This window comes from Kitasatospora sp. NPDC051853, from assembly GCF_044452665.1.
Taxonomy (GTDB): Bacteria; Actinomycetota; Actinomycetes; order Streptomycetales; family Streptomycetaceae; genus Kitasatospora.
Genome location: NZ_JBITBY010000015.1, coordinates 1 through 19,950, shown reverse-complemented (window position 1 = coordinate 19,950; position 19,950 = coordinate 1). Strand labels below are relative to the sequence as shown.

Here is a 19,950-nt window from a genome sequence, read left to right as displayed (position 1 = left end):
AGGCGGGGAAATGCCACCACCAACTGCCGGTCGTACGGCCGACGGTGCATCAGGCTGTGTTCCGTGTACGCCATTCGCGCCCAGCTGGGGACGAGCGGGTCCGCCGCCCGCCTTCCGGCGGCACCGGACGTACGGGACGGCCTGGAGCGCGGCTTCCGGGGCCCGGCCCGGCTCAGCCACGCGCGGATCCGGGTGTCGGCGCAGTCGGTGGACGCGGTGGTCTTCGTGGTGGCCGGCGGTCTGCTGGCCGCCGAGGACGGGCTGCGCGAGGCCTGGCAGCAACTGACCACCCCGGGCAGCGTGCTGGACGGCTGGCACCTTCTGCACTGCGAGGCCGACTCCCGGCTCGCGCTCGGCCTCCACGAGCTTCCCAGCCTGCCCTGACCCCGATCGGGCGTTCCCGCAGGTCAGGCCCACCGTCACCGCCGTGGCACCAAATCACCCGAGCTGGCCTCAGGGTGTCACGGCACTCTGGTGCCAGCTCCGGATGCTGACAGGGACCACCCCGGGCGGCCAATCTCATGGTGTCGGCAAGAACGACGGACCGGAAACCGGGACAGCAGCCCCCCAGGGGGCCCGGTGGGAACGTCGGCCGCACCCCTTCGATCTCCGGAAGCAGCCCGGGGTTCAAGTCGAACGCGAGAGGTTGGGCACACCCATGACGCAGAAGGTCCGTTTCCTCACGATTGTCGCCCTGGGTTTCAGCATCCTGACCGGCACGGCCGCCCTCCAGCTGGCCGACAGCACCCCGGCCGCCGCCACCGTCATGACGGCCGACGGTGCCCCCGGCGACACGGCCGACAACGTCACCACCGGCGAGCCCGCCCCCGCCTCGAGCGCCGTCCCGTCCCCGATCCCCACCGGCACCCAGGGCACCTGGGGCTGGGGGTGAGCCGAACCCCTGAGCAGCGCACCAGCACCACCAGCCGTACCCGTCGCACCGCCTGACCGTTCGTCGGTCCGCCTGTTCTCCCGACACTCCCCGTCACCGAGGTAGCCGGATGATCACCCCTCTTCTGGACCAACCGCCGTACCGTTCGGCCCCGGGCACCACCCCCGGGACCACCAACGTGAACGTCCTGCTCGCCGACGGGCACCACCTGTTCCGCTCGGGACTGGGAGCCCTGCTCGACCGGGAGGCCGACCTCGCCGTGGTCGCCGAGGCGAACACCGCCGAGGAGGCCGCCGCCGAGGCCGCCAGGACCGGGCCGACCGTCGCGGTCCTGGACCTGGACCTGCCGGGGCCGGGCGGACCCGCCACCGCCGCCCTGATCCGCGACCGCTCCCCGGAGACCGCCGTCCTGCTCCTGATCGCGGTGCCGCGCTCCTCCGACCTCCAGCGGGCGGTCGCCGACGGGGTGGCCGGCATCCTGCTCAAGGACGTGCCCCCGGGCGCGCTGATCTCCGCCGTCCGCGAACTCGCCCGGGGCGGAAGGGTCTACGACCCCCGGCTGCTCGCCGAGGTGGTCCGGCCGGCCGCCGTCCCGCTCACCCCGCGCGAACTGACGGTGCTGGGCCACGTGGCCGAGGGGGCGACCATCTCGGAGGTCGCCGCCGCCCTGTCGCTCTCCCCCGGCACGGTGCGCAACTACGTCTCGGCCGCCATCGCCAAGACCCACGGCCGCAACCGCTGCGACGCGATCCGGATCGCCCGCGAGAACGGCTGGCTCTAGAACCCGTCCGACGCCCGGGCCGACACTCCGGCCGCCGTCCTGGCCCACGCCCGGAAAAACCCACGGACATGCCGATGCCCCGCCACTCCACGGCGGGGCATCGGCATGTCCGGGCACTGCGGCAAAAAAAATATGACCGGGTGTCAGTTGTCGCGCGAGGTGGCCACGATGTCGTGGAAGCCGTGCGCCGTGCGCGGCACGTCCGCCGGGCGGCTGCCGATCAGGAACTCGCCGACCGAGGACTCCGCCGTCCAGTCCAGGCCGAGCGCCCGGGCCGCCGCGTCGGTGTCGCCCGAACCGAGGCCGCAGGGGGCCAGGCCCATCGCGGTCGCCACCAGGTACAGCGTCTGGTAGACCACGCCCACGTGCTTGAGGGTCAGCGCGTAGGCGATCTGGCTGTACTTCCAGGAGAGCCGGCCGAACCGCGAGGTGACGGTGAGCAGCACCTGCGGGTCCACCGTGCAGCCGGTGGCCCGCCAGGCCGCCGTCATCAGCTCGCGGAAGGCCGCCTCGTCGGCCGGGCCGGAGAACGGCCGCGGCCGCAGCCGGTGGGCCGCCGCGTCGTAGCGGTAGACGCCCGGCACCAGTCCGTCGCAGCGCACCACCGAGAGGTAGACCTCCAGCTCGCCGGTCGAGCCGCCGGCCGGGTAGGGCCGGTCCACGATGTCGTAGCCGTGCGGGTCGGACGGATCGCCCGGGATGATCCGGCGGACCCGGGCCACCCGGTACAGCAGTTCGCCCAACTGGGCCAGGGTGACCGGGGTTTCGGCGTAACTGCGGACGGACCGGCGGCCCTCCAGCACCTCGCTGAGCGCCGGGTCGCGGGCCAGCACCTCGTCCCAGTCCGGCACCGGCAGGTCGATCCCGGTGCCGTCCTCCCGGGCGCCGACGCCCGGGATCGCCGGGAGCTGCTCCACCTCGGGGTGGGCGAAGACGCCGCCGCTCGGGTAGTCGTGCCGCCCCGGGCGGCTGCGGGCGTGGAACAGCAGGTCGTGGAAGTCCCAGAGCGGCGGCTCGCCGGTCGCGCCGTCGTCCAGGAAGCCGGCACCTGCCAGCAGTCCGGCCAGCGCCTGCCCGGCCGGCTGGCTGATCCCGGCCAGCAGGGCCGCCTCGGCCACCGAGCGGTTGGCGGTGACGGCCGCCACGAAGGCGCCCGCCGCGGGCTGGTGCAGCGTCAGGCGGAACGGCGCCATCGGCGACTCCAGCACGCAGGCCCCGGCGTGCTCCTCCGGCAGCCGCCGCAGGTACGCGAAGCGGGACAGCACCACCGAGGCGGGGGCCCGGACCAGGCCGGGCAGTCCGGCCGCCCGGGCGATCGGGACGGCGGTCGCCATCGGCTCGCCGAGCGGGTCGGCGAGGGTGGTGGAGACCAGGTAGGGGAACCGGCTCAGCAGGTGGTAGAGCCTTCCGCCGTCGGCGAGTTCACCGACGTCGAGGTGGTCCCGGGTGAGTGCGGCGAGCCGCTGGACGGTCTCGGCGCCGAGCGCGTGCACGCGCTGCCGGCCCCACGGGTGGCTGAGCTCCAGGTCGTCGCCCTGGGCGGTGACCTCCACCTCGGGGCGCAGCCGCAGCAGGGTCCGCGGCGCCCCGCCCTCGGCGGCGAGGTCGGGTGGGAGCTGTTCGGTCACGGTCATGGTTGAACCTCTTTCCGGGCTGGGCCCGCCGCCGCCTCGCCACGGGTGCGGGCGGCGGCCGGGCGGGTGGGTCAGATGAAGATCGGGATCGGGTTGAGGTCCTCCTCCGGGGTGGGCGCGTCGAGCCAGCCCAGCGCCACCGGCACGTCGTACAGCCGGCCGGGCGCGAACCTCGCCCAGAAGTGCCGCATGCCGGGGACGATCACCTTGGCCACCGGGAGGCCGATGTCCGGGCGGGTCTGGTCGAGCACCAGGAACTCCATCCCCCGTTCCTCGACCAGGCGTTGGACCAGGGCCAGGTCCTCGGCCAGGTCGGCGCCGGCCAGCGGCTCCCAGCGGTCCGGGCCGGCCGCCTCGGCGGCCGGGTCGGGCAGCAGGTAGGGCTGGTTGGCCACGGTGGCGGTGAGCCACCACTGCTTCTGCTCGCGGTCGGCGCCCGCGTAGCTGACGTGGCCGTTCTCGTCCCCGGCCACCGGGCCGAGGAACTGGTTCATCTCGGTGAGCGCCCGGGTGAGCGCGATGTGCGGGTCCAGGTGGGCCCCGAAGGCGATCAGGATGTCCTCGGCCGGCTTGTCGGTCCGCCGGGAGAACGCCCCGACCACCGGGATGCCGAAGTCGGAGGTCAGGTCGAGCGCCCAGATCTCCCGGTTCAACCCCCGGTAGATCTCCTTGAGTTGGCCGATGTACGGGTCACCGAAGGCGTCCAGGTCGACGGCCGGGCGCTGCACCCGGTTGTACCACCAGAGCGCCACCGCGTCCCGCTCCACCAGCTCCAGGAAGCCCTGCAGGGTGGCGTCCTCGAAGGAGGTGCCGGCCGCGCAGCCGTTGGAGTCGCCGGCCGCGAAGAAGCCGTCGCGGTGCCGGTAGCCGTAGTACAGCGACATGGTGGGCAGCCAGCGGGTCCGCCGCTCGGTCAGCGACCAGGCCGGCGACCACTCCAACTGGTCGTCCTCGCGGAACCGTTCGGGGATGGTGTTGAACATCGAGGGTTGGTCGTTCCAGCTCTCCCGCTCGGCGTACTGCCGCTCGCTGTAGAGCAGCGAGCTCGCCGGGTGGATCGCCGCGTCGCCGAGCTCGGCGTAGCTGGCCCGGCGGCGGGCCTCGTCGCCCTGGAAGACGCCGGAGTAGCGCTCCATCGCCTCGCCGAGCGCGCTGGCCCGGGCCTGCACGTCGGTGCGGCCCTTGCCGCAGCTCACCGACCGCAGGCCGGTGCGCAGCTGCTTGAGGTCGCCGCTGCGGCGGGAGAGGTTCTGGCCGGAGATGTAGACCCGCAGCCCGGTGGGCGTCCGCCCGGCCGGCACCAGCGAGGTCACCACGCCGCTGACCGGCGAGAGTTGGGGCCGGTACTTCTCGAGCATGTCCTCCGGCGAGGCGGACCGGTGGCCGCCGTCGGCGGTGAAGGCCTTCGGCCGGCTCTCGAACCGGACCGGCTCGGACTGCCGCTTGGCGACCAGCCCCTCGTCACCGCAGGCCGCGCACTGCGGGCGGCGGATCAGCCGGTGCCGCTCGGTCTCCAGCAGCACGGTGTCCAGGGTGAGCACCACCGGCTCGGCCGGGCGGACCCCGGCCAGCCACTTGGCGGCCTCCAGGGCGGCCAGTTGGACGCCGGTGCCGAGGGTGGCGGGGAGGTGGGCCCCGGCCGTGGAGATCGGGGTGTCCTGGCCCAGGCGGTGCTGGAGGTAGCTGAGCGACTGGCGGTTGGCGGAGAGCCGGTGCGAGAGGCACTCCCAGCAGCCGGTGGTGCCCTCCTGCTCCGCCGGGCCGGGGACGAAGACCGGGCCGACCCAGAGGATCGAGCCGACCGGGCGGGCCAGCAGCCACGGGCGGCCGGTCTCCCGCGCCTCGCGGTCCCGCTCGGCCAGGCCGGGGTGCAGGTAGTCCTCGGTCAGGGCGACGGTGAACTCGGCGTCCTGGTCCACCGTCACCCCGGCCTCGGCCAGGGCGGCCAGGAAGGGCTCCGGGTCCAGCTCGCCGTAGACCTCGACCCGGGCCCGGGCCGAGCGCAGCGCGGCGTCGGCGGCCGCGCCGTCCAGGCCGGCCATCTCGAAGTAGGCGGCCCCGGCCGGGTCCTGGACCCGCCCGGTGTCGGCCAGGTAGCCGCGCTCGCGCAGCCGCTCCACGGCGGTGCGGACCTTGTCGGCGGGGACGGTGCCGCGCAGCGCCTCGCCGATCTGCCCCGCGGTGCGGGTGCCGTCCAGCAGGGGGGCGAGGGCCTGGGCCAGGCCGCCGTCCACCACCGAGACGCCGCGCTCGGAGACCAGGTAGACGGCCTCGCCGTCCACGACGTACGGGGTGTAGTGGTGCTTGAAGCCGATCGCGGCGTCGGCCGCGACGGTGTCGGACGCAATGTCGGACATGACGGTCCCTCGGATCTCGTACGCGGTCGGCTGGTCAGCGGAGGGTGGCGAGCGGGGCGGTGGCCGGGTCGAGCAGCCGGAGCAGCAGCAGGGCCACGGCGGCCGAGCCGTCCAGCGCGCTGACGTTGATCCGGTCCGAGGAGGCCCGGTCCGGGTACCAGCTGCCGGTGGCCTCACGACGGGCGATCAGCTCGCCGACCAGCAGGGCGGCGGCCTCCCGGCCGTCGTAGAACGGGCCCGGCAGCAGCGAGTCCAGCGGGTCCGGGACGGTGTGCAACAGCCCGGCCTCGGCGGCGCTGAGCGCCTCGCCGGCGGTGGCGACCAGGTCGCGGGTGGAGCGTCCGGCGATCTGGCGGGCGCTCACCGGCGGGGTGAGGGCGGAGAGTTCGGCCGGGTCGACGATGCCGGAGCCGAGTGCCACGGCGGCGTCCAGGCAGGCCAGCCGGCCGGCCCGGGTGGCGGTGGCGAAGCGGTGGCCGCGCAGCCGCTCGCGGACCGCCTCGGCGTTGGCCAGCAGGCCGGGCGCCTCGGCCACCGTGCGGGCCAGCGCGGCGGCGACCGAGTCGGGGCCGGAGGGCACCAGGTCCAGGAAGCCGTTGTCGAGGTCCCCTTCGCCCTCGGCCGGTTCGGCGCCGAGCTGCTCCAGGGCCGCGGCGGCCAGCGTGCGGATGCCGTCGTCGGTGGGCGCGTGGCCGGGGCCGGTGACCCGGCGCAGCCGGAGCAGGTTGAGCAGCAGCCCGGCGCTGCCGAGCGGCGCGTCCGGGTTGGGCAGCCGGACGGGGCGGCCCGGGCGGGCCGCGACCGGGGTGGCCACGCCGACCGCTCCGGGCACCAACGCCTGGGCGGAGGCGACCAGTTCGGGCTCGCCGAGCAGGGTGCCGACCCGGGCCAGCGCGTGGATCAGCGCGCCGGGGCCGGAGAAGCCGCCGGGGACGGGCGCGCCGCCGGCCAGCCGGTTGTCGGAGGCGAAGGCGAAGGCCCGCGGGGCCTCGGGGTCGATCAGCCGGGCGGCGGTGGCCATCGTGGTGTACGCGGCGCGGTGGAACCGCGGCTCGCCGGTGGCGGCCCAGAGCTCGGCGAACAGGACGCCGAGACCGGCGGTGCCGCTGACCAGGTCCGGGCCGAGCACCTCGACCTGGCGCAGGCCGCTGCCGGGGTACCAGCTCTGGCCGAGCCAGCCGGCGCCCTGCCGGTCCGCGCGGACCTGGTCGGCCAGCAGCTGGTCGCCGATCTCCACGGCGCGGTCCAGCAGTTCGGCGTTGCCGGGGATGCGAGCCCGCACCGAGCGGGGCACCACCGGGACGGGCAGCAGGGTGCCCGAGCGGGCCGAGTCCACGCAGCCGGTGAGCACCGCGAGGTGGGCCTCCAGGTCGAAGTCGTCCAGCTCGGCGACCCGGTCCTGGAGGCGCTGCCAGCCGGTGGAGCGGAAGTGGCCCGGGATCTCCCGGCCGTCGGCGGTGAAGGCGGACGAGGAGGAGGTCAGCGAGCGGAAGAACGGGATGTCCAGCTGACGGAAGGAGTCCAGCTCGGCGAGCACCACCTCCAGCAGGTCACCGCGGCCCGGGTCGCCGGCCAGCGCGGTGATGGCGCCCTGGAGGGCACCGGCGATCACCGTCTCGCGGGTCGCGCCGCTGTCCAGGGCGAGCGGGCTGGTGGAGGCCCGGATGATCTTGTAGCCGTCCCAGGTGTGCCGCCAGATGTAGCGCACCCAGATGCCCCGGAATCCGGCCAACGGACCCTCCGCGTCCGCGAGTTCACCGCGCAGCGCGTACAGCGCCCGGTGCATCTCGCGGTAGCCCGCGGTCACCTCCTCGGTGTACTGCCACGGGTCGGCGGTGACGGTGGCGCCGTCCTCGTCCACCCGGACCGGGCGGTACGGCGGCAGCGGCAGCGCGGCCACCCCGGGGGTGACCTCCAGGCTGCCGATCCGGGACAGGCAGCCGATGTCCAGGGTGGCGGAGTGCTTGGCCGGGGTCCACGGCTGGAAGGCCATGGCGGTGCGCACCACGGTGGACTCCAGTGCGTCCAGCAGGCCGTGCTGGTCGGTGGAGATGCTCGGCGGGGTCTGCACCCGCGGGTAGAGCAGGCACTCCAGGTCGATCATCGTCGGGTACTCGCCGTCGGCCTGCAGGTTGTCGGCCCACAGGTCGCGGCCCTCCAGTAGCTGGACCAGACGGATCGTCATGCCGAGGCGCCGGTAGAACCGGCCGAAGCCGCCCTCGTCCGCCACCGGGCGGTGCGGGACGAGCTGCTCCCAGCCGTAGTCGCTCTCGCAGTCGGCGGTCAGCGATGCGGCGTGGCCGTCGTCGCCCCGGTCGCTGCGGATCAGCACGGTGCGCAGCGGCAGATCGAGCGAGAGCTCGCGGTTCAGCCGGCGGGAGAGCTCCAGGTAGGCCTCGACGTGCCGCATGTCCTTGGGCTTGTAGACCACGGCCGCGCCGGTCTCGAAGTGCAGCAGCGCGACCGAGCGGCCGCCGGCGTGCCGGTCGCCGGCCTCGCCGCGCACCTTGGCCAGCGCGCCGGGGTCCTCGCCGTCCCACATCCGCTCGACCAGCAGCGCGCGGTCGGCGGCGAGCCGGGCGAACATCTCGGTCTGGACGTGCTGCCACTGGCGGCAGACGGTGCCGACCAGGAAGGCCAGTCCGGGCAGCCGCTCCAGCCGGGCCAGCCAGCCCTCCTGGGAGGTGTCCAGGCCGCCGACCTCGTCCCAGTCGGTGGCCCGCGGGCGGCCGGTGGCGGTCTGCTGCTCGTGGCAGAAGGCCAGCTTGCAGGCCTCGACCAGACGGGCCGTCAGGGTGCCGGCCAGGTCGGCCCGGGCCGCCTCGGTGACCGGGACGCCCAGCACGGCGCCGCCCACGTGCGGCAGCAGGGCGTCGGCGGCCGCGGCGAAGGCGGCGGTCAGCGCGCCGGGGGCGGAGGTCTCGGGGGCCGGGGAGACCGGCAGGGTGCGCAGGAAGACGGCCAGCGCCAGCGCCCAGTCGGGCAGCCGGTCCGGGTCGGCCAGCACCACCGGGCGCAAGCCGTCGCCGAGCGGGCGGCCGGTCTCGGCCAGGTGCTCCAGCAGTGCCCCGGCGCCGCCGCGCTCGCCGGCCGCCCGGCGCAGCCAGGTGTCCACCGCGGCGGTGCGGCCCCTACGGTCCTCGTCCGGGTCGGGGGCGAAGAGCGTGGAGCCGTCGGCACGGGCCTCGGCCCGCTCGGGGAAGGAGGCGGCGGCGGCCACCACGGCGCGCAGCCGTTCGTCGCCGCGGGCGGGGCCGGGGAGCAGGCCGCCCCCCTGCGTGTCCTCGTGGGTATCGGTGGGGGCGGCGGCGTCGGTGGTCGGGGCGGAGGCACCGTCGACGGGGAGCCAGGTCTGCAGGTCGAGCGGCATCTCACATCTCCTGGAGTCGGGCGAGTCGGGTGAACAGCGGGTCGTGGCCTAGTAGTTCGTCGTAGGTGCCGGAGGCCGTGACCCGGCCCCCGGAGAGGACGTGGATCCGGTCGGCGGTGCGGATGGTGCTGAGCCGGTGGGCGATCACCAGCCGGGTGCGGTCCAGGCCCGCGACGGCCTCGGCGACCCGCAGCTGGGTCGCGTTGTCCAGCGCGGAGGTGGCCTCGTCCAGCAGCAGGACGGCGGGCCGCCGGACCAGGGCGCGCGCCAGCAGCAGGCGCTGCACCTGGCCCCCGGAGAAGCCTGCGGCGTCCTCCCCCACCCGGGTGCCGAGGCCGAGCGGAAGGGCCCTCAACTCCTCCGCGATCCCGGCCAGTTCGGCGGCCTCCCAGATCCGGTCCTCGGTCACGTCCGGGTCGCTGCCGGCCAGGTTCTCCAGCAGCGAGCCGCGCAGCATCCGGCCGTGCTGGAGCACCGCGCCGAGCTGTCGGCGGACCAGCCGGGCGTCCAGCCCGGCCAGGTCCTGCCCGTCGTAGCGGACGGTGCCGGACTCGGGCGTCTCGAAGCCGAGCAGCAGCCGCACCAGAGTGGACTTGCCGGCCCCGGACGGGCCGACCACCGCGACCATCTCGCCGGGCCCGGCGTGCAGCGAGACCTCGTGCAGCACCGGCGCGGCCGTGCCCGGGTAGCGGAAGGTGACCCGGTCCAGCGAGACTGCCCCACGCAGCTCGCCGGGGTCGGTCAACTCCCGCTTCCCGTCCGAGGCCTGGACCTCGGCCAGGATCGGCCGGATCCGGTCCAGCACCGGGGCGATCCCGTACGCACTGGCCGCCGCGTGGGTGACCTGGCCGAGCGCCGCGGCGACCTGGCCGGCCGCCACGCCGGCGGCCATCAGGTGGCCCGGCAGGGTGTTCCCGTCGAGCACCGCACCCGCCAACAGGACCGCCAGCAGCAGCGGTTGGAGCCCCGCGGTGAGTGCGGCGGCCGCCGCGTCGGCCCGTTGCGCGGCCGCGTCGGCCCGCTTCTGGGCGGCGAACGGCACCGCCCAGCGGGCGAAGGCCTGGATCTCCCGGCCGGCCGTCTGGATCTTGTCGATGCCGAGCAGCAGCCCGTACAGGACGCCGTTCAGCTTGCCGTGCAGTTCGAAGACGGCGCTCTCGTGGCGTTGGCGGCGGCGACCGAGCACCAGCAGCAGCCCGGTCACCGCCAGCACGGCGAGCAGCAGCAGCCCGCCGAGCCAGGCGTCCACCAGCATCAGGACCGTGAGCCCCGACGTGGCGAACACCGCCCCCAGGACGGCACTGACCAGGACCTCGGACAGCGCCGCCCGGGCCTGGGCCACCGCATTGGCGCGGTGGACCAGGTCTCCGGTGCTGAAGTCGCGGAAGAACCGGGCGTCGTGACCGAGCAGACGGTCCCAGACGGCCGGTTCCAACGCGCTCTGCACCCGCCCGGTCAACCGCACGGCGGCGGTGTTCCGGACGATCACCAGCAGCCAGGCCGCCAGGACGGCCGACCCCAGCAGCAGGGCCAGCCAGCGGACGGGATGCCGGTCGGCCGCCATGAGCTCCGGCATCAGCACACCGGCGCTCAGCGGCACGATCAGCCCCAGCAGCGCCGCCCCCAGGCCGGCTGCGGTCAGCCGTCCCAGGTCACGGCGCGCACCGGGCACCCGCAGGACGAACCGGGCCAGGTCCGCCGGTCCCAACTCGCCTGCGGGAAGCGGCAGGTAGAGCAGCAGCGCTCGTTCCTGCAGCGCGACCGGGGCGGGCGCCCCGGCCGGGTCGTGGTGGCGGTGACCGCCGGCCGGCCGCGGCACCAGGGCGACCGGACGGCCGTCCTCGGCCGCGAAGCCGACCATCGGCCCGGCCGTACCGGCCGGGTCGCCGTGGCCGTCCGCACCGGCCGGCAGGGTCACCGGCCGGTACCGCAGCCCGGCCGACCGCAGCAGCGCGGTCAGCGGGTCGCGGGAGGTGCGGACGGTGGAAGGGAGTTCGGCGTCTGCGGGGAGCGCCCCGAGCGCGACGAGCACGGCGTGCGCCTGCTCGGCCGGGTGGATGAGGTTCTGCGGACGGGTCTGTCGTCCGCCACGGCCGGGGTGCAGCACACCGACGGTGGCGGCGAGCGCGGCCCGGTTGGCTTCGGCGGTGGCCGTGGCGGTCATGACTTCTCCTCCTTCGGGATCTCGGATCCGGTGGGTCGCCCATGGGTCCCGGTCTGCCGGGCCTTCTCGGTGGGCGTGGTGCCTTCGGGTCGCTCATGGGTCCCGGTGTGCCGGGCCTTCTCGGTGAGCGCGGTGGCTTCGGACTGCTCATGGGCCCCGGTACGCCGGGCCTTCTCGGTGAGCAGGGTCCGGTAGGGGCCGGGGACGGCCGCGAGTTCGGCGGGGGTGCCCTGCTGGACGATCCGTCCGCCGGCCAGCACGACCACCCGGTCGGCGGCCTGGATGGTGCTCAGCCGGTGGGCCAGCACCAGGCAGGTGGTGCCGCGCCGCCGCAGGTGCTCGTTGACGGCCGCCTCGGTGTGCGCGTCCAGCGCGGAGGTGGCCTCGTCCAGCACCAGCAGGGCCGGTTCGAGGGCGAGCGCGCGGGCCAGTTCGAGCCGCTGGCGCTCGCCGCCGGAGAGGTTGCGGGCGTCCTCGTCGATCCGTCCGGCGTCCAAGCCGCCGCGCCTGGCCACCAGGTCGGCGACCTCGGCGTCCGCCAGCGCGCGGCGCAGGGCGTCCTCGTCGGCGGCCGGGTTCCAGAGCGTCAGGTTCTCCCGGACGGTCCCCTCGAAGAGCCTCAACTGCTGCTCCACGTAGGCGACCTGACTTGTCACCACGGAGCGGTGCCAGTCGTCCCGGGGCCGGCCGTCCAGCAGCACCTGGCCGGACCAGGGGCGCAGCACCCCGGCCGCCAGCCGGGCCATCGTGGACTTGCCGCTGCCGCTGCCGCCGACCACCGCGACCCACTCCCCCGGGCGGATGTGCAGCGAGATGCCCGCCAGGGTCGGCGGCCGGTTCGGGTCGTAGCCGAACTCGACGTCGCGCAGCTCCAGTTCGCCGGTGAGGCGGGGGCCCGGCTCGGCGGGGGCGTCCAGCACCGGGGTCAGGTACGGGTCGGGCTCGCTGCTCTCCACGTCCTCCAGCAGCGCGTTCTGCGCCCGGGCCATGGTGAGCTCCGAGGCCGTGCCGACCAACTGGCCGACCGGGCCGAGGAATCCGTTGAGCAGCAGCAGGAAGGCCAGCAGGGTGCCGATCGAGAGCGAGCCGCCGATCAGCATCGAGGTGCCGGCCACCACCACGGTGGCGGTGGCCGCCGCGTTCAGCGCGCCGGGCAGCGAGAGCGGCACGATCACCGCCGAGGTGACCCGCTGTCCGGTCTCCATGGCCCGGGCCTGCCAGCCCGCCCAGGAGCGGAAGAAGGAGTCCTCCGCGCCCTCGGCCTTGAGCGTCTCGATCGCCGACACCCCGGCGAAGGCCACCCCGTCGCGCTTGTGCTGCTCGGCGTGCAGCCGGTGCACCAGCCCGCCGCGCCGCCGGTCGGCGACCCGCAGGGCCAGCAGGTCCAGCCCCGCGACCACCACTGGCACCACCGCCAGCCGCGGCTCCAGCCAGGCCAGCGCCCCCAGGTGGACGGCGGCGGCGGCCAGGTGGGCCGAGGCCGAGGCCACCCGGTGCGAGAGCAGCATCGCCAGGCCGTCGTTCATCTGGACCCGGGTCACCAGGCCGCCCAGCTGGCGCCGGTGGAAGAAGGAACCGGGCAGCCGGATCAGCCGCCACAGGAAGCCGGACGAGGCCCGGGCCGCCATCGCCTCCAACACCCGGTTGACCAGCGTCTGCTGGAGCCAGGTGCCGAGCACCACGGTGCCGGCCACGGCGGCCGAGGCCAGCGCCAGCGGCACCGCCCAGGACTCCGTGCCCCCCAGCACCACCGAGCGCAGGTAGGCCCGCAGCAGGAAGGCCGCGACCACCCCGGGCACCGCCAGCGCGACGGAGAGCAGCACCGCCAGCACCAACGGGGCCGCGAAGGCCCGCATCCGGCCGCCCAGGGCCCGCAGCAGCGGGAAGCGCTGACCGCCCGGCTCGAAGTCCGGGCCGGGTTCGAAGCCGACCGCGATCCCCGAGAAGGAGTCCCAGAACTCGGCCGGGGTGGCCGAGTAGGAGCCCATCGACGGGTCGTTGACGTACACCCGGCCGCGCTTGACGCCCTCGTAGATCGCGAAGTGCGGGCCGGTGACCAGGACCATGGACGGCACCTGGAGGGCCTCCAGGCCCTGGAGCTTCTCTTCGGTGCGGACGATCCGGCGCCCCTTGGCGAGCACGCCGTACCGGCCGGCCGCCCGGGCGACCGCGGCCGCGCTGACGCCGTCCCGGCTCACCCCGCAGGAGCGGGAGGCCTCCTGGAGCGTCACCCGGCGGCCGAGCGCGCCCAGCACCACGGCCAGGCAGGCCGCGCCGCAGTCCTGCTCCTCCATCTGCGGCACCACGGGGGTGCGCAGGTAACGGCGGGGCTTCCTCGCCCGGGGCTTCGCCCGGGCGGGCTCGGGCCCGGTCCCCCGGGGGCTCTCCGCGGCCGTGGCCGATGCCGGGGTCGGGACCGGGTTCTGCGCCGCGGTCTCCCGGACGTCGAGGCTCACCGGCCGGCCCCCGTCCCGAACACGGCCTCGTACGGGTGCCGGGCACCCAGGTCGACCGAGACCGTCAGCGGCACCGGGCCGCGCAGCCGGGTGGTGTCGGGCGGAAGTTGGGCGCGGGCCGTCCAGACCGGGGCCGCGCCGGCCGGCACCCCGGGCAGCGGGACGGGGAAGGCCCCGTCCAGCGTCTCGGCACGGACCGGCAGCGGGTCCACCTCGGTGATGACGGCCTGCACGGTGCCCCCTCCGGGCACCGGCACCAGCACCGTCCGGCCGGGCACGAGCTCCCCGGCGTCCCGCAGCGAGGTGGCGAAAAGTCGTACGGTGTCCGGCAGTTGCGCCGCGTCCAGGGCGGCGACGGCCGCCCCGGGGGCGAGCGTGGAGCCGGGGGCGGAGAGCAGCGCGGTGACGGTACCGGCCTGCGGGGCCCGAACGGCGAGCTCCTCACCCGCCGCGGTCCGCAGCAGCGCCAGCGTCTGCCCCTGCGTCACGGTGGCGCCGGGGCCCACCTGGTAGGCGAGCAGCGCACCGGCCTGCTCGGCCCGGACGGTCTCCGGGGCCGCGCCGTGCGCCAGCAGGGCGGGGAGCGCGAGGGTGTGCGGCAGGGTGCCGAAGGCCAGCCAGCCACCGCCGGCACCGACCACCAGCAGCAGCGCCGCGGCGGCGGCCCGGAGCCGGGCACCGACCAGTCCCACCGGGCGGTCCAGCCCGGGTTCCAGGACGGCGGCCGCCCGGGCGGCCGCGACGGCGGTGCTCTCCTCGGTGACGGCCCCTGCGTCCTTCCCGCCCTTCTCGTTCTTCCCGCTCTCCGCCGTGCGTTCGGCCGCGGTCGCCGTGGTGGTGAGGCTCATGACCGCACCGCCCCCGTCAGCTCGGCCGTGCGCGCCACCGGCGAGCAGACCAGCGGCAGTTCACGCATGCCGCCGAAGACGAACTGGGTGCTCCAGCGCACGGTCTCCTCCGTCAGCGGGGTGCTCAGCTCCCGGGTGCGCCCCGCCTCGGCCAGGCCGCGCAGCACGGCGGCACCGGCCATCAGGGAGAGCGGCGCGCCCAGGCAGTGGTGCGGACCGTGGCCGAAGGCCAGGTGGCGGGTCTCGGCCCGGTCCGGGTCGAAGGCGTCCGGGGCGGCGAAGCGGCGCGGGTCCCGGTTGGCGGCCGCGTAGAGCAGCAGGGCGACCCGGCCGGCCGGGATCACCGTGTCGCCGAGGGTGACGTCGTGGGTGAGGGCGCGCGCGCTGGCGCGCACGGGGCTGCCGAGCCGCTGGGCCTCGTCGAACACCGCTTCGGCCCGCTCGGGCCGGTTCCGGATCAGTTCGGCGAGTTCGGGGGACTTCAGCACCTGCCAGACGGCCAGGGCCAGTCCGGAGGTGAGCGTCTCCAGCCCGTTGGCGAGCAGCATCACCACGAAGGCGAGCAGGTCCTCGTCGTCGAGCTTGCCCTCGGCGCGGGCGACGGTGAGACGGCTGATCAGGTCGTCGCCGGGAGCGGCGGCCCGCGCGGCGCACAGCTCCTCGACGTAGGTGCGGAACTCCTCGAACTCCGCGTCCAGTTCGGCGATCCTCGCGGCGTCCGCCTGGACGTCCTTGCCGCCGAAGTCGTCCAGCAGCGAGCGGGCGACCAGGCCGGCCCAGCCGACCACCCGCTCCTGCTCGGAGTCGGGGATGTCCAGGATGGCGCAGGAGACGGCCACCGGCAGCGGGACGGCGAGGTCCGCGACCACGTCGAACTCACCTGCCGCGAGCAGGGGTTCGAGCATCCGGGCGGCCGTGCTCTCGATCCGCTCGCGCATCTGCTCCAGACGGCGGGCGGAGAAGGCGGTGGTGGCGAGGCGCTTCAACCGGGTGTGGTCGGCGCCGTCGCGCATCGGGAGCATCCGGTTCACGATCCGCGCCAGCGCGGTCGAACCGGCGCTCGGCAGACCGACGGTGGTCGGGTCGACCGCCGTTCCGGGGTGCATCAGTACGCTGACGATCTCCTGGTACCCCGAGACCACGTGCACCCGTCCGAGGTCCAGCACCGGCGCCTCGGCCAGCAGTCGACGGTAGAGCGCGGACGGGTCCTGCTGAGCGGCGGGGTCCTGGATGAACCGCGTCAGCTCTTGCCGGAGGTTCTCCATGACCCGGCGTCTCCTTCACTGCTGTTCGTCGGTCAATTCGTGTCTGCGGATGGGGTGGTGGGGAGAGACGAGGGTGCCGCGGTGACTCCGCCCGAGGGCGGACTCACCGCGGCACAGGTCCCGAATTACTCGCCCGCAACCTCGGCGGCGGCGTTGGAGATCGAGCTGAAGCTCGAGACCGGGCAGGCCGCGCAGGCCAGGGAGGAGACGGAGACGCCGGCGTTGACGCTGTCCAGCTCCTCGATCTCGATGTCGAACTGGTCGTTCGCGGGGGTGGTGTTCTCAGCCATGTGAAGCTCCTTCTCGGGTCGCGGGGCCTGCCCCGTCGGGGCCGGTCACCCTTTCCGCCGATTCGCTTTCCGGTCTTTTTCTCCGGCTCGTTCTCGGCGATGAGGAAACTATGCACCCGGCCGCCGCCCGACCATCAGTAGGGGATGTAAGAAACCCACCGGTCGAAAATGCCACACCTGTACCCATGACATTTTGCATACCCTCTGACCTGCGGTTATGTCGTGCACTTGCCTTATAGGGGCGACCCGGTTCACCCTATGACCCATGACACTCACCACAGGCCCGGGAATTACCGGGGAGGCGGCCGTGGAAGTACACGGCCTGCGCAGCAGCTACGGGGACTACGAGGCCGTACGGGGCGTCTCCTTCACCGTCGCGCGGGGCGAGCTGTTCGCCCTGCTGGGGACCAACGGCGCCGGCAAGACCACCACCATGGAGGTCCTGGAGGGGTACCGCGCTCCCAACGCCGGCACCGTCCGGGTCCTCGGCCTCGACCCCTACGCGCAGGGCGCGCAGGTGCGCAGGCGCACCGGCGTGATGCTGCAGGAGGGCGGCTTCTTCAAGGAGTTGACCGTCAAGGAGACCGTGGACTCCTGGCGCACCTTCATCTCCGGCGCCCGGCCCACCGCCGAGGTGCTCGGCCGGGTCGCCCTCACCGAACGGGCCGGCATCCGGGTCTCCCAACTCTCCGGCGGCGAACGGCGCAGGCTCGACCTCGCACTCGCCGTACTGAACACCCCGGAGCTGCTCTTCCTGGACGAGCCCACCACCGGCATGGACCCGGAGGCCCGCCGCACCACCTGGCGCCTGGTCAAGGAGCTCCGCGCGGCCGGCACCACCGTCCTGCTCACCACCCACTACCTGGAGGAGGCCCAGCAGTTGGCCGACCGGGTGGCCATCATGGACCGCGGCCGCATCGCCTCCGTCGGCACCGTCGACGAGGTGCTCTCCGGCCAGGGCACCCGGGTCACCTTCCCGCTCCCGGCCGGCCTGCTGCCCTCCCAACTCCCCACCGTCCTGGGCGAATCGCCGACCCTCGACGAGGGCGCCGTGCTCTACACCGTCGCCAGGACCGCCCCCGCCCTGGCCGCCCTGCACGCCTGGGCCGCCGACCTCGGCATCGAACTCGACGGCATCGAGGCGCGCAACGCCTCCCTGGAGGACGTCTTCCTGCAGCTGGCCCACGACAAGGCGGAGACCCGATGAGCGCCCTGACCACTCCCCTGACCCGCTCCGCCCCCGCCGTCCGCGAGCTCACCTGGCCCGCCTACGCCCGCGGCCAGTTCCTGCTCTCCTGGCGGGTGTTCTGGCGCAACCGGCGCTCCACCTTCATCGGCTTCCTGCTGCCGGTGCTGCTCAACCTGGTGATCGCCGCCCCGCTCCGCGAGCGCGAGATCGGCGGGGTGAACGCGGCCGCCTACAGCACCATCGGCTTCATCGGCTTCGCCCTGGTCACCACCTTCATCAACCTGCTGAACGGCATCGTGGCCCGCCGCGACGACCTGGTGCTCAAGCGCCTGCGCGGCACCGAGGTCCCGCCGACCGCCATCTTCGCCGGGCAGTTCGGCGCGGCCGCCGCCGTGGTCCTGCTCCAGGTCCTGGTGCTCGGCGGCACCGCGGTCCTCTGGTTCGGCGCCCCGCTGCCGGCCGACCCGCTGCTCTTCCTGCTCACCCTGACCCTCGGGTTCCTGCTCTTCGCGATCCTGGCGGTGGCCCTCTCCGGCCTCACCCCCAGCGCCGAGTCCGCCCCGATGGTCGCCACCCCCGTCCTGCTGATCTGCATGTTCGCCAGCGGCGTGGTCGCCCCGCTCAGCTCCATGCCCAGCTGGCTCCAGGACCCCGCCCACAACCTCCCGCTGGCCCCCGTGGTCGAGACCCTGCGCACCGCCTGGTTCGGCCGCGGCTTCGGCCACGAGTCCTGGACCGGCGCCGCCCTCCCCGAACTCGACCTGGTGCACGGCTGGCAGCACGCCGCCACGTCCCTGCTGATCGCCGCCGCCTGGACCGCCGGCGCCACCGTCCTCGCCCGCCGCCTCTTCCGCTGGGAACCCCGCCACGGCTGACCCGCCGTCAACCCCGCTGCCGCTGCTGGGCGAGCCCGCCTCGACCGGGCCCGCCTTCAGCGCCCCCCCTACTTCACCGGAATGTCCACGTTCAGCACGAACCGGTGCGGCGGCGGGTTGGCCGGCGCCTCGTAGGTGACCACCGCCCGCACCGTGCTCCCCGGCTCGCAGCCCTCCCCGACCTTCACCGTGAAGTCACGCTTGGCCGACCGCCAGGTGTTGCCGACGACGTCGTTCGGACAGACCGCGGTCGTCCCGTCCACCGAGATCCCGCACTGGCTCCCGTCACCCGTCGACACGAAGGCCGACCCCGGCGGCAGTTGGGCCACCACCCGGCCCCGCCACGGGTAGTCCACCGACGGGCCGAGGTTGCTCTCCTCCACCTGGAACTCCGCCGTCCCGCCCGGCACGGTCGGCAACGGCTGCTTCGACAGCGCCAGGAACGCCCCCGTCACCGGAGCGGTGATCACCGAACTCCAGGTCGCCAGGTTGTCCGCCTGGTCCTGGTCCGCCGCCCAACCCACCTCCGCCGTACCGCCGTCGAAGGTCCTCGACCCGTCCATCCCGGCCAGCGTCCTGGCCCGCAGCTTCACGTGCGCGCAGTCGTGCGGGTAGAGCCCCTTCCCCAGCTCGAACTTGATCCAGTTCCACCCCCCGTCCACCACCCCGAAGCTCTCCGACGTCAGCTCCATCCCCTCCCCCGGCGGCCCGTTCACCACCAGCACCGCATCCTCCTGCGGCGCCTCACTCCCCTGGTTGCACACCACCACCGTGAACGGCGCCACCTCCCCCGGCGCCGACGGCTCCGGCGCCTGCACCGACACCGCCAGATCACGCACGAACGGCGGCCCCTCCGCCGCCGCCGCACGCACCGGAACGAGCGCAGCCGCCACCACCACAGCAGCAGCCACCACCACGGGAACCCGCACGGGCCTCTCCCTCGACAGGATCGTGGGCAGCCCTGCTCGCCACCCACGCTTCGCCCACGAAGCTATCCACCCCCGCCCACTCCCGTCGCCGCCCGCACGGGTGAACCTCGCCCTGACCGCCCGTCAGTCCGCAGTCTGCGGCGCTCAGTCCGGTCGGGTCCTGCCCATTCGACTCCAGCCATTCGGCCGGAGCGCGTACGCTGCAAGCCGGGCCCACTCGGCCCGGCGCAGGGGGTGGAGTTGAGCACGCACAGGACTTGGCCGGCGGACCGGACCCGCACCTGCGGGGGCATACGGTGATCCACAACTCGTTTGAGGCGAGTGGAGCCAGATCCGTCGCTGCCCACACCATCGGGACCGCGCTCACCGGATCGATCCACGGATCCGTCACCGTCCTTTCGGCCGAGCTGATGAACTCGGCCCGCGACGTCCAGGCCCCGCCCGGCCTCACCAACCTGCCGCCGCTCCCGCTGTTCCTCGGGCGCGCGGACGCGTTGGACCACCTGCACGGCACCTCCGGGGAAGGCCCGGAGCAGCGGGCTTCGGGCGCCACCGTCATCCACGGTCTGGGTGGCGTGGGAAAGAGCACCCTGGCACTCGCCCACGCCCACCGCCACCTTCGCGACCACACCGTGGTGTGGTGGATCACCGCCGCGTCGTCCGCCCACATCGAGCGCTCGCTCGGGGAGCTCGCCCTGCACCTGTTCCCCGCCTGGGCGGGCAGCGCCTCCGCGGAGGAGCGCGCCGCCTGGGCGACGACCTGGCGCGCTCTTTCGCTGCCAGGAGGGCGAAGCGCTGAGAGCCGGGGTCTGTAAAAAGAACGGTGTAACTCCCGATCAAGGAGAAGCACCTGATGACAGACGTGACCGTCTCGGCCGAGGCCGTGGACGCTGTCCAGCC

Annotated in this window: 15 protein-coding genes; 6 read left to right on the top strand and 9 right to left on the bottom strand. The window is 74.5% G+C overall.

What is annotated here, in order from left to right:
- Positions 1-63: 63 nt before the first annotated feature.
- The 3 genes from ACIA8O_RS34075 to ACIA8O_RS34065 all read left to right on the top strand — a co-directional run bounded on the left by ACIA8O_RS34075 (position 64) and on the right by ACIA8O_RS34065 (position 1,673).
- Complete coding sequence (locus ACIA8O_RS34075; RefSeq protein WP_396297893.1) at positions 64-384, top strand: hypothetical protein; 321 nt, start codon at positions 64-66, stop codon at positions 382-384.
- A 274-nt stretch (positions 385-658) separates the two neighbouring features.
- The gene (locus tag ACIA8O_RS34070) at positions 659-892 is read left to right on the top strand and encodes a hypothetical protein (RefSeq protein ID WP_396297892.1); all 234 of its coding nucleotides are present in this window, start codon (positions 659-661) and stop codon (positions 890-892) included.
- A gap of 109 nt (positions 893-1,001) precedes the next feature.
- A complete protein-coding gene (locus ACIA8O_RS34065) occupies positions 1,002-1,673 on the top strand; it encodes a response regulator (protein WP_396297891.1) in 672 nt (223 codons plus the stop codon).
- Between the two features lie 143 nt (positions 1,674-1,816).
- Here the strand turns inward: ACIA8O_RS34065 and ACIA8O_RS34060 are convergent, their stop codons facing one another.
- The 8 genes from ACIA8O_RS34060 to ACIA8O_RS34025 all read right to left on the bottom strand — a co-directional run bounded on the left by ACIA8O_RS34060 (position 1,817) and on the right by ACIA8O_RS34025 (position 16,057).
- The gene (locus tag ACIA8O_RS34060; RefSeq protein ID WP_396297890.1) at positions 1,817-3,307 is read right to left on the bottom strand and encodes a SagB family peptide dehydrogenase; all 1,491 of its coding nucleotides are present in this window, start codon (positions 3,305-3,307) and stop codon (positions 1,817-1,819) included.
- Between the two features lie 71 nt (positions 3,308-3,378).
- Positions 3,379-5,664, bottom strand: coding sequence for a TOMM precursor leader peptide-binding protein (locus ACIA8O_RS34055; protein WP_396297889.1), 2,286 nt, complete (start codon positions 5,662-5,664; stop codon positions 3,379-3,381).
- Positions 5,665-5,698: 34 nt separating this feature from the next.
- The gene (locus ACIA8O_RS34050) at positions 5,699-9,034 is read right to left on the bottom strand and encodes a DUF4135 domain-containing protein (RefSeq protein ID WP_396297888.1); all 3,336 of its coding nucleotides are present in this window, start codon (positions 9,032-9,034) and stop codon (positions 5,699-5,701) included.
- Between the two features lies 1 nt (position 9,035).
- Positions 9,036-11,198: an ATP-binding cassette domain-containing protein gene (locus ACIA8O_RS34045; protein ID WP_396297887.1), complete on the bottom strand. Its 2,163-nt coding sequence runs from the start codon at positions 11,196-11,198 to the stop codon at positions 9,036-9,038.
- Positions 11,195-13,654, bottom strand: a complete 2,460-nt coding sequence (locus ACIA8O_RS34040; RefSeq protein ID WP_396297886.1) for an ATP-binding cassette domain-containing protein — start codon at positions 13,652-13,654, stop codon at positions 11,195-11,197. Before ACIA8O_RS34040 ends, ACIA8O_RS34045 begins: the two co-directional genes overlap by 4 nt.
- Positions 13,651-14,502, bottom strand: coding sequence for a hypothetical protein (locus ACIA8O_RS34035; protein ID WP_396297885.1), 852 nt, complete (start codon positions 14,500-14,502; stop codon positions 13,651-13,653). The genes ACIA8O_RS34040 and ACIA8O_RS34035 overlap by 4 nt, the downstream gene beginning before the upstream one ends.
- On the bottom strand, positions 14,499-15,767 hold the full coding sequence (locus tag ACIA8O_RS34030; protein ID WP_396297884.1) for a cytochrome P450: 1,269 nt from the start codon (positions 15,765-15,767) through the stop codon (positions 14,499-14,501). The genes ACIA8O_RS34035 and ACIA8O_RS34030 overlap by 4 nt, the downstream gene beginning before the upstream one ends.
- Before the next feature lie 125 nt (positions 15,768-15,892).
- Positions 15,893-16,057: a hypothetical protein gene (locus ACIA8O_RS34025; RefSeq protein WP_396297883.1), complete on the bottom strand. Its 165-nt coding sequence runs from the start codon at positions 16,055-16,057 to the stop codon at positions 15,893-15,895.
- 265 nt (positions 16,058-16,322) lie between these two features.
- On the opposite strand from ACIA8O_RS34025, the gene ACIA8O_RS34020 reads away from it, so the two are divergent.
- On the top strand, positions 16,323-17,264 hold the full coding sequence (locus tag ACIA8O_RS34020; RefSeq protein ID WP_396297882.1) for an ABC transporter ATP-binding protein: 942 nt from the start codon (positions 16,323-16,325) through the stop codon (positions 17,262-17,264).
- Positions 17,261-18,121 (top strand): ABC transporter permease, encoded by an 861-nt coding sequence (locus tag ACIA8O_RS34015; RefSeq protein WP_396297881.1) that lies wholly within the window; start codon positions 17,261-17,263, stop codon positions 18,119-18,121. Before ACIA8O_RS34020 ends, ACIA8O_RS34015 begins: the two co-directional genes overlap by 4 nt.
- A gap of 68 nt (positions 18,122-18,189) precedes the next feature.
- Here the strand turns inward: ACIA8O_RS34015 and ACIA8O_RS34010 are convergent, their stop codons facing one another.
- Entirely contained in the window at positions 18,190-19,050 is an 861-nt protein-coding gene (locus ACIA8O_RS34010) for a hypothetical protein (protein ID WP_396297880.1), read from the bottom strand.
- 410 nt (positions 19,051-19,460) lie between these two features.
- On the opposite strand from ACIA8O_RS34010, the gene ACIA8O_RS34005 reads away from it, so the two are divergent.
- The gene (locus ACIA8O_RS34005) at positions 19,461-19,865 is read left to right on the top strand and encodes an AAA family ATPase (RefSeq protein ID WP_396297879.1); all 405 of its coding nucleotides are present in this window, start codon (positions 19,461-19,463) and stop codon (positions 19,863-19,865) included.
- The last annotated feature ends 85 nt before the right edge of the window (positions 19,866-19,950 follow it).